The organism is Streptomyces sp. TM32 (genome assembly GCF_004122755.1).
GTDB lineage: Bacteria > Actinomycetota > Actinomycetes > Streptomycetales > Streptomycetaceae > Streptomyces > Streptomyces sioyaensis.
This window is the reverse complement of sequence record NZ_SDIG01000058.1, coordinates 25,045-33,909: the sequence shown is the minus strand read 5'-3', so window position 1 is coordinate 33,909 and position 8,865 is coordinate 25,045. Positions and strand designations below refer to the sequence as shown.

8 protein-coding genes are annotated in these 8,865 nt (G+C 71.3%); 4 read left to right on the top strand and 4 right to left on the bottom strand.

What is annotated here, in order from left to right; translation table 11 throughout:
* Nucleotides 1–383: 383 nt before the first annotated feature.
* Nucleotides 384–1,130: a GntR family transcriptional regulator gene (locus EST92_RS15520; protein WP_129281527.1), complete on the bottom strand. Its 747-nt coding sequence runs from the start codon at nucleotides 1,128–1,130 to the stop codon at nucleotides 384–386.
* A gap of 16 nt (nucleotides 1,131–1,146) precedes the next feature.
* A complete protein-coding gene (gene hmgA, locus EST92_RS15515; RefSeq protein ID WP_129281526.1) occupies nucleotides 1,147–2,502 on the bottom strand; it encodes a homogentisate 1,2-dioxygenase in 1,356 nt (451 codons plus the stop codon).
* A 138-nt stretch (nucleotides 2,503–2,640) separates the two neighbouring features.
* On the opposite strand from hmgA, the gene EST92_RS15510 reads away from it, so the two are divergent.
* The 4 genes from EST92_RS15510 to EST92_RS15495 all read left to right on the top strand — a co-directional run bounded on the left by EST92_RS15510 (nucleotide 2,641) and on the right by EST92_RS15495 (nucleotide 7,709).
* A complete protein-coding gene (locus tag EST92_RS15510) occupies nucleotides 2,641–3,351 on the top strand; it encodes a TetR/AcrR family transcriptional regulator (protein WP_129281525.1) in 711 nt (236 codons plus the stop codon).
* Between the two features lie 187 nt (nucleotides 3,352–3,538).
* Complete coding sequence (locus EST92_RS15505; protein ID WP_129281524.1) at nucleotides 3,539–4,990, top strand: citrate:proton symporter; 1,452 nt, start codon at nucleotides 3,539–3,541, stop codon at nucleotides 4,988–4,990.
* Between the two features lie 145 nt (nucleotides 4,991–5,135).
* The gene (locus tag EST92_RS15500) at nucleotides 5,136–6,530 is read left to right on the top strand and encodes an aldehyde dehydrogenase family protein (RefSeq protein WP_129281523.1); all 1,395 of its coding nucleotides are present in this window, start codon (nucleotides 5,136–5,138) and stop codon (nucleotides 6,528–6,530) included.
* A 78-nt stretch (nucleotides 6,531–6,608) separates the two neighbouring features.
* Nucleotides 6,609–7,709 (top strand): Zn-dependent alcohol dehydrogenase, encoded by a 1,101-nt coding sequence (locus EST92_RS15495; RefSeq protein ID WP_129281522.1) that lies wholly within the window; start codon nucleotides 6,609–6,611, stop codon nucleotides 7,707–7,709.
* Here EST92_RS15495 and EST92_RS15490 read toward each other — a convergent pair.
* Both EST92_RS15490 and EST92_RS15485 read right to left on the bottom strand, forming a co-directional pair.
* On the bottom strand, nucleotides 7,706–7,987 hold the full coding sequence (locus tag EST92_RS15490) for a DUF397 domain-containing protein (protein ID WP_129281521.1): 282 nt from the start codon (nucleotides 7,985–7,987) through the stop codon (nucleotides 7,706–7,708). The genes EST92_RS15495 and EST92_RS15490 overlap by 4 nt on opposite strands.
* Entirely contained in the window at nucleotides 7,969–8,811 is an 843-nt protein-coding gene (locus EST92_RS15485; protein WP_129281520.1) for a helix-turn-helix transcriptional regulator, read from the bottom strand. Before EST92_RS15485 ends, EST92_RS15490 begins: the two co-directional genes overlap by 19 nt.
* Between the last annotated feature and the right edge of the window lie 54 nt (nucleotides 8,812–8,865).

Below are 8,865 nucleotides of genomic sequence, written 5' to 3'. Positions count from 1 at the left end.
CCCCTCCCGTTGTGGGGTGGGAAGAAGGCCGGTGGGAGCGAACGTGGCTGGTCCAGCGCGCCTGACAGGCGTACAGAAACGACCAACGATGGCCCGCCCCCACTCACCGTCACTCACTCCCCCACGGGAGGGGACGGGCCGGAGGGGCCTGTTGTGTGGACGTAAAGCGAAGCAGTCCACACAACAGGCCCCGGAGGCCCGTCACCGCACCCAACACCCACCCGGCCCGCCGCAGGCGCAACGGCGAGAACACCCACGGCGGGCCGGCCGACAACGTGCGGCGGCGCCGCAAAGCACAACGGCGGGCGCACCGCGAAGCGGGCGACAAACGGCGAGAGACTCGCACGGCGGGAAAGCCGACAACGTGGGAAGCCACCCAGCGGCTACGCGTCCAACGTCACCGTGAACGAGAAGCGGTCGCCACGGTAGTGGATCCGGGCCACATCGACCGCGCGGCCGTCCTCGTCGTAGGTGATACCCGTGTAGTGCAGGATCGGGCTGAGCAGCGGGATCTGCAGCAGCCGGGCGGTCTCCGGGTCGGCCAGCCGGGCCTCGACGGTGTCGGTGATCCGGCTGATCCGTACGCCCACGGCGTCCCGCAGCACCTTCGTCATCGGCCAGCGCGTCAGGTCCGCCGGGTCGATCCGGGCGGCGACCTCGGGCCGTACGTAGTTGTGTGCGTGGTTGGTCGGCTCGCCGGTCTCCTCGTCGCTGCGCAGCCGGCGGAAGCCTGTCACCTCGGCCAGGCCGGGGAAGTGCTCGGACAGTTCGGACGGCACGGTGGTGGGGCCGTGGCCCAGCAGCTCGGTGCTCATCCCGGACTGCTGGGCCACGATCGCGTCCACGGAACCCAGCAGCCGCACCGGCGCCCCGCGCTGGGCGCTCGGTTCGATGAAGGTGCCACGGCGCCGGTGCCGGCTGATCAAGCCCTCCGCCTCCAGCTCCTTGAGGGCCTGGCGCATGGTCAGCACGCTCACGCCGTAGTGCGCGGCGAGCGCGTCCTCGGTGGGCAGGCGCAGCGGCGCCTCGGGGGAGCGGCCGAGTATGGAGGCGCGCAGCGACTGCGAGACCTGGTACCACAGCGGCAGCTTGCGGTTCAGGTCGAGCGAGTCGGGAGCGAAGGTGGTCACGAGGTCTTCCCCGGTGTCACGGGCGGAAATGGCGCTGGAGACCCTGCCATACGTCGTCGTAGCCGTGCTGCAGATGGCCGGCGTCCCGGGCCTGTTCGGTGAGGGTCAGCGGCCAGCGGGTCTCGAACATGAAGGCCAGGCCGTCGTCGACCTTCTGCGGCTGCAGCTCGGCGGCGCTCGCCCGGTCGAAGGTCTCCCGGTCGGGCCCGTGCGCCGACATCATGTTGTGCAGCGAGCCACCGCCGGGCACGAACCCCCCTTCTCCGGCCGTCTTCGCGTCGTAGGCCCCCTCGATCAGGCCCATGTACTCGGTCATCACATTGCGGTGGAAATACGGCGGCCGGAAGGTGTCCTCGCCGACCAGCCAGCGCGGCGCGAAGACCACGAAGTCCACGCCCGCCAGCCCCGGGGTGTCGGAGGGGGAGGTCAGGACGGTGAAGATCGAGGGGTCGGGGTGGTCGTAGCTGATCGAGCCGAGGACGTTGAAGCGGCGCAGGTCGTAGACGTACGGGACGTGGTTGCCGTGCCAGGCGACGACGTCCAGCGGTGAGTGGTCGTAGGTCGCCGTCCAGAGGTGGCCGCAGAACTTGTTGACGACCTCGACCGGGCCCTCGACGTCCTCGTAGGCGGCGACCGGCGCGCGGAAGTCCCGGGCGTTCGCGAGGCCGTTGGCGCCGATCGGGCCGAGGTCGGGGAGCTGGAAGGGCCGGCCGTAGTTCTCGCAGACATAGCCGCGGGCTGTCGGGTGCTGCCCGTCGGACGCGGCGTCCAGCAGCTCGACGCGGAAGCGGACACCGCGCGGGACGAGGGCGACCTCGCCCGGTTCGGCGCGCAGCAGGCCGAGTTCGGTGCGCAGCAGCAGCGCGCCGCGCTCCGGGACGATCAGGAGCTCACCGTCCGCGGAGCTGAACACCCGGCGGTCCATGGAGGTGTTGGCGCAGTACAGGTGCACGGCCATGCCGGTGCGCTGCGTGGCGTCGCCGTTGCCGCCCAGCGTCCACAGGCCGTCGAGGAAGTCCGCCGGGCCCGCGGGATCGGGCAGCGGGTTCCAGCGCAGCCGGTTGGGGTCGGGGACGCAGTCGGTGAACGGCGCCGAGCGCAGGGCGCCCTGCGCGGCGCGGACGAACGGCGGATGGGCGGCCGACGGGCGGATGCGGTAGAGCCAGGAGCGGTGGTTGCGCTCGCGTGGTTCGGTGAACGCCGAGCCGCTCAGCTGCTCGGCGTAGAGGCCGAGCGGGGCGCGCTGGGGGGAGTTGCGGCCGATCGGCAGCGCACCCGGGACGGCCTCCGAGCTGTGCTCATTGCCGAAGCCGGTGGTGTACGCCAGCGCCTCGGCCGCTTTCCGCGCCTGCTCGTTGTCCGTGCCTGCCATCGCGTGCTCCCGCCGCTCAAGGAATCCTATGCATGACCTTAGGATTGCGGCAGGGGGCCGTCAACGGAGACTCCCGGCCGCGCGGCCGGAACGTCACGGTTGCGCACCGGCGGCCCGGTCGCCGGGCAGGATGGATGGGTGCAGCAGCCCACTCCGCGCTCCGTCCCGCCGCCCGGCTCCCTCCGCCGCGCCCCCGTCCAGCAGCGCAGCGCCCAGCGCCTGGCCCGGATCCTCGATGCCTGCGCCCACGTCCTGGAGGAGAGCGGGTACGAGAACCTGAGCACCCGCTCCGTGGCTGTCCGCGCCGGTGTCCCGATCGGCTCCGTCTACCGCTTCTTCCCCAACAAGCGCGCCATGGCCGAGGCCCTCGCCCGGCGCAATCTCAATGCCTACGCGGACCGCATCACCGCCCGGCTGACCACACCGGCCGATGCGTCGTCGGGGTGGCGCCGGGCGATGGACGTGGTCATCGACGAGTACCTCGCCATGAAGCGGACGGTGCCGGGCTTCGCCCTGGTGGAGTTCACCGTTCCCGCCCCGCGCGCCGCCCGGCAGGCCAACTACGAGGTGGCCGACCGGCTGCTCGCCCTGTTCGCCGGACCGCTCGGCCTGGACACCGGCGACGAGCGGCTGCGCACCTCCTTCCTGGTGGGCGTCGAGACCGCCGACGCGCTGCTCCAGCTCGCCTTCCGTACGGATCCGGAAGGGGATCCGGCGATCGTCGCGGAGACCAAGCTCCTGCTGCGGGCCTATCTGGCGCGCTATCTGGACGGCGAGGGCGACGGCGGCGAGGGCGACGGCTGCGACGGTGACGGAGACGGTGGCGATGCCGGCGAGGGCGCGGGGTAGGGGGGCGGCGACGCGGTGGATGCGGGGGAGGGGTGAGGACAGCAGACCCCAGGAGATCCACATTGACCTGGGGTTTTGCTCGTATTGCTCGCGCGTCAAGACCTTGTTAACAAAAGTTTGCGGGACCTAACGTCGGCCCAACCGCCACCCCCGGCAGATGTTCAAGGGCGAACGTGAGGTACCCCCAATGCTGACGATCCTCGGATTCGTCATGATCGCCACCTTCCTGGTGCTGATCATGATGAAGAAGATGTCACCCATGGCAGCACTCGTGCTGATCCCGGCGCTGTTCTGCGTCCTGGTCGGCCAGGGCGCGCACCTGGGCGACTACGTCCTCAAGGGCATCGGCGACCTGGCCCCCACGGCCGCGATGCTGATGTTCGCCATCATCTACTTCGGGGTGATGATCGATGTCGGCCTCTTCGACCCGGTCGTCCGCGGCATCCTGAGGTTCTGCAAGGCCGACCCGGTCCGCGTGGTGGTCGGCACGGCGCTGCTCGCCGCGATCGTCTCGCTCGACGGTGACGGCTCCACCACCTTCATGATCACCGTCTCGGCGCTCTACCCGCTCTACAAGCGGCTGAAGATGAGCCTGGTGGTCATGACCGGCGTCGCCGCCACCGCCAACGGCGTGATGAACACCCTCCCCTGGGGCGGCCCGACCGCCCGCGCCGCCACCGCGCTCAAGCTCGACGCCGGCGACATCTTCGTCCCGATGATCCCCGCCCTGGCCGTCGGCCTGGTCGCGGTCTTCGCCCTCGCCTACGTCCTCGGCCGGCGCGAGCGCAAGCGGCTGGGCGTGCTGACCCTCGGCGACACCCGGGTGGTGACCGAGGCCGCGGACGAGCAGGAGAGCGAGCAGGTCCTGGTCGGCGCGGGCGCCGTCGGTGCGGGCGGCGTCCCGGCGGGCGGCTCGCGCACCTCCGGCGGCACCGGCACCGGCACCGGTTCCGGCGCCGCGCCGTCCGCCGGTGGCCCGCGGGACGCGGACGACGGCCTCCAGACCCTGGACCCGCACCGTGCCACGCTGCGCCCCAAGCTCTACTGGTTCAACGCCGCGCTCACCGTCGCACTGCTCACCCTGCTGATCCTGCAGGCGCTGCCGATCCCGGTGCTCTTCCTGCTCGGCGCCGCCCTCGCGCTCACCGTCAACTTCCCGCACATGAAGGACCAGAAGGCCCGGATCGCCGCGCACGCCGAGAACGTCCTCAACGTCTCCGGCATGGTCTTCGCCGCCGCCGTCTTCACCGGGGTGCTCACCGGCACCGGGATGGTCGAGCACATGGCCCGCTGGCTGGTCAGCGGCATCCCCGACGCGCTCGGCCCGCACATGGGCATCGTCACCGGCGTCCTCAGCATCCCGCTGACCTACTTCATGTCCAACGACGGCTTCTACTTCGGCATCGTGCCGATCCTCGCCGAGGCCGGTGCCGCCCACGGCGTGGCCCCCGTCGAGATCGCCCGGGCCTCCCTCGTCGGCCAGGCCCTGCACATGTCCAGCCCGCTGGTCCCCGCCGTCTACGTCCTCGTCGGCATGGCGAAGGTCGAGTTCGGCGACCACACCAGGTTCACCGTCAAATGGGCCGCGCTGACCTCCCTCGTGGTCCTGGGGGCGGGGCTGCTCTTCGGCATCCTCTAGCCGCATCAAGGGACGTTTCGGACGCACCGTAGGCTCGTTCCCGCCGTCACCCGGGCCGGGTGACGGCGGGCTCCCTGGCGTAGCTAAAACTACCGGCGCTAGTTTGGAGGCCGGAAGAACATCGACGGCAGGGGAGGACCACGACGTGAAGCAGCACGACGCGATGTACATCGACGGAAGCTGGCGGCCCGCCGCCGGCAGCGACACGATCGAGGTCGTCAACCCGGCCGACGAGCAGGTCATCGCCACCGTCCCGGCCGGCTCCGCGGCGGACGTGGACGCCGCCGTACGCGCCGCCCGCGCCGCCCTGCCGGGCTGGGCCGCCACCCCGCCCGAGGAGCGCGCGGACCGGCTGGCCGCGCTGCACGGCCGGCTCACGGCGCGCGCCGAGGAGATCGCCGGGACCATCACCGCCGAACTCGGCTCGCCGCTCGCCTTCAGCACGGCGGTGCACGCCGGGGTGCCGCTGGCGGTCAGCGCGTCCTACGCCGAACTCGCCCGTACGCACGCCTTCGAGGAGAAGATCGGCAACTCCACGGTGCTGCACGAACCGGTCGGGGTGGTGGGCGCGATCACGCCCTGGAACTACCCGCTGCACCAGATAGTCGCCAAGGCCGCCCCGGCCCTCGCGGCCGGCTGCACGATGGTGCTCAAGCCCGCCGAGGACACCCCGCTGGTGGCGCAGCTGTTCGCCGAGTGCGTCGACGAGGCCGGGATACCCGGCGGGGTCTTCAACCTCGTCACCGGCCGCGGCCCGGACGCCGGGCAGGCCCTCGCCGGACACGACGGGGTCGATCTGGTCTCCTTCACCGGCTCGACGGCCGTCGGCAGGCAGATAGGCGCGCTCGCGGGCGCCGCGGTCAAGCGGGTGGCCCTGGAACTCGGCGGCAAGTCCGCCAATGTCATCCTGCCCGGCGCCGACCTGGCGAAGGCGGTCGGCGTGGGCGTCGCCAACGTGATGGCCAACTCCGGCCAGACCTGTAGCGCCTGGACCCGGATGCTGGTCCACCGGGACCATTACGCCGAGGCCGTCGAGCTGGCGGCCGCCGCGGTCGCCAAGTACGTGCCCGGCGAGCGGGTCGGCCCGCTGGTCAACGCCCGCCAGCAGGGCCGGGTCCGCGGCTACATCGAGCAGGGCATCGCCCAGGGCGCGCGGGTCGTGGCGGGCGGCCCGGAGCCGGTCGACGGGCCCGGCTATTACGTCCGGCCGACCGTCTTCGCGGACGTCACCCCGGAGATGACCATCGCCCAGGAGGAGATCTTCGGCCCGGTCCTGACGATCCTGAAGTACCAGGACGAGGACGACGCCGTCCGGATCGCCAACGGCACCGTCTACGGTCTGGCCGGCGCGGTCTGGGCGGGTGACGACGCCGAGGCGGCCGCGTTCGCCCGCCGGCTGGACACCGGCCAGGTCGACATCAACGGCGGCCGCTTCAACCCCCTCGCCCCGTTCGGCGGTTACAAGCAGTCCGGCATCGGCCGGGAACTGGGGCCGCACGGCCTGGCCGAATATCTCCAGACCAAGTCGCTCCAGTTCTGACCGGCCGGGCTGCGGGAGGCCCCCGCCTCCCGCAGCCCGACAGCCCCTTGCCCCGTCCTCCCGCACCGAGGAGATCCAGTGGTCCGCGCCGCCGTACTGTCCGCCGTCAACGCCCCGCTCCAGGTCACCGAGATCGACCTGCCCGCACCCGGCCCCGGCCAGGTCCGGATCAAGCTCGCCGCCGCCGGCGTGTGCCACTCCGATCTGTCGCTGTCCAACGGGACCCTGCGCCAGCCCGCCCCCGCCGTCCTCGGGCACGAGGGCGCGGGCACCGTGACCGCCGTCGGTCCCGACGTGACCACGGTGGCCCCCGGCGACCAGGTCGTCCTCAACTGGGCGCCGTCCTGCGGCGACTGCCACTTCTGCTCCCTGGCCGAGCCCTGGCTGTGCGCCGACGCGGGCCTCGCCGCGCACTCCCCGTACGCCACCCTCGCCGGCGACGCCACCGCGCTCTACCCCGGCCTGGGCACCGCCGCGTTCGCCGAGGAGACCGTGGTGCCCGCGCGGGCCGCGCTGCCGCTGCCGGACGGGGTACCGCTCGCCGACGCCGCACTGCTCGGCTGCGCGGTGCTCACCGGCTGGGGCGCGGTCCACCACAGCGCCCGGGTGCGGGCGGGGGAGTCGGTCGTGGTCTTCGGCGTCGGCGGGGTGGGCCTGGCCACGCTCCAGGCGGCGCGGATCGCGGGTGCCGGTCCGATCGTGGCCGTGGACGTCTCGCCGGCGAAGGAGGAGCTGGCCCGCGCGGCCGGCGCCACCGAGTTCGTGGTGGCCGGGGACGCCGCGTTCTTCGAGAAGGAGGGCGCCAAGCGGATCCGCAAGCTCACCGGGGGCGTCGGTGCCGATGTCGCCATCGAGTGCGTGGGCCGCGCCGAGACCATCCGCACCGCCTGGTCGGCGACCCGCCGCGGCGGCCGTACGACGGTCGTCGGCATCGGCGGCCAGGAGCAGCAGGTGACCTTCTCCGCCCTGGAGCTCTTCTACTTCGGCCGGACGCTCTCCGGCTGTGTCTACGGCAACAGCGACCCCGCCCGCGATCTCCCCGTCATCGCCGGCCACGTCCGCTCCGGCGCGCTCGATCTCTCCGCGCTGGTCACCGAGCGGATCGGCCTCGACGGCATCCCGGCCGCGTTCGACGCGATGCTGGCGGGCAAGGGCGGGCGGGCGCTGGTCGTCTTCTAGACGGCGCTGTTCTTCACGGCGGCAACGAAGGACCCCCAGGCGGTGGCGCTGAAGACGAGCGCGGGCCCTTGGGGGTTCTTGCTGTCACGTACGGGGACGAGGGCGGGGAGGTTGTCGGCTATCTCGATGCACTCGCCGCCGTTGGAGTTGCTGTAGCTGCTCTTGCGCCAGTTGGCGGCGGTGAGGAAGTCGTCGGAGACTTCGATGCAGTTGCCGCCGTCCGAGTTGCTGTAGGAGCTCTTACGCCACGTCGCGCTGCTCAGGTCGATGGCTCGCACGGCATTTCCTCCAACAATCGCGTGATGAACTTCTGCGACTCGGCCGGGGACAACGCCAAGTCGCGCACCGCATCATATCTGCGCTGCAAACGCTCAACCCTGTGGTTTTCTTCGATCAGTTCCCCGCGTACGTCGGTCTCGACGTACGCCACGGTACTGCCGTCCAGCAGCCGCAGGAACATCACATCCGTGCTGTCCAGGCCATGCAGGCCAGTGCCGAACGGCAGCACATGAAGCGTGATGTTCGGGCGCTCCGACGCGTCCACCAGGTGCTGCAACTGCTCCCGCCACTCCAGCGGATTGCGCAGCGAGTTCCGCAGCACGGCTTCGCAGAGGATGACGCGGAACGGCGGTGGGTCGTCGCCCTCCAGCAGATTCCGCCGGTCCACCCGCGCGTCCACCTGCTCGTCCAGCTCTTTGCCTCTGTGGCCGCCCGCCGCAAGCGCTTCGCGTGCGTACGCAGCCGTCTGAAGCAGCCCCGGCGGCCTCCTCACGGAGTACTGCCACAGGCTCATCGCTTCCCGCTCCAGCGACATATAGCGGCGGTACTGCTCCTTGAACTGCGTAGGATCCCCCACCGCCAACTCCCACAGCGTCAGCAGCCATTCCTCCGTCCCGTAGTGCTGGGCGAGCGCTTCCACCACCTCCGGGCTGCCGATGGTCTTCCCGCTCTCCATCTTCCCGAACAGCGATGCGTCCCAGCCCAGCACCTCACCGAGCTTCCGCAGGCTGTCGCCCTTCTGTGCACGCAGTAAGCGCAGTTCCTCCGCGAACCGCTTGCGCGGCTCCTTGCTCCGTCCGGTGACGACCCTTCGCGGCGGCATGGGACCTCCTCCACAACCGGCCGATTCCCGTAATGGCCAGAACACTTACGGTAG

Bases quoted from the DNA above. Each gene is read 5' to 3' on its own strand.
- hmgA (WP_129281526.1), bottom strand. From the start codon at position 2,502: ATGGCAGGCACGGACAACGAGCAGGCGCGGAAAGCGGCCGAGGCGCTG.
- EST92_RS15485 (WP_129281520.1), bottom strand. From the start codon at position 8,811: ATGCCGCCGCGAAGGGTCGTCACCGGACGGAGCAAGGAGCCGCGCAAG.
- EST92_RS15505 (WP_129281524.1), top strand. From the start codon at position 3,539: ATGCTGACGATCCTCGGATTCGTCATGATCGCCACCTTCCTGGTGCTG.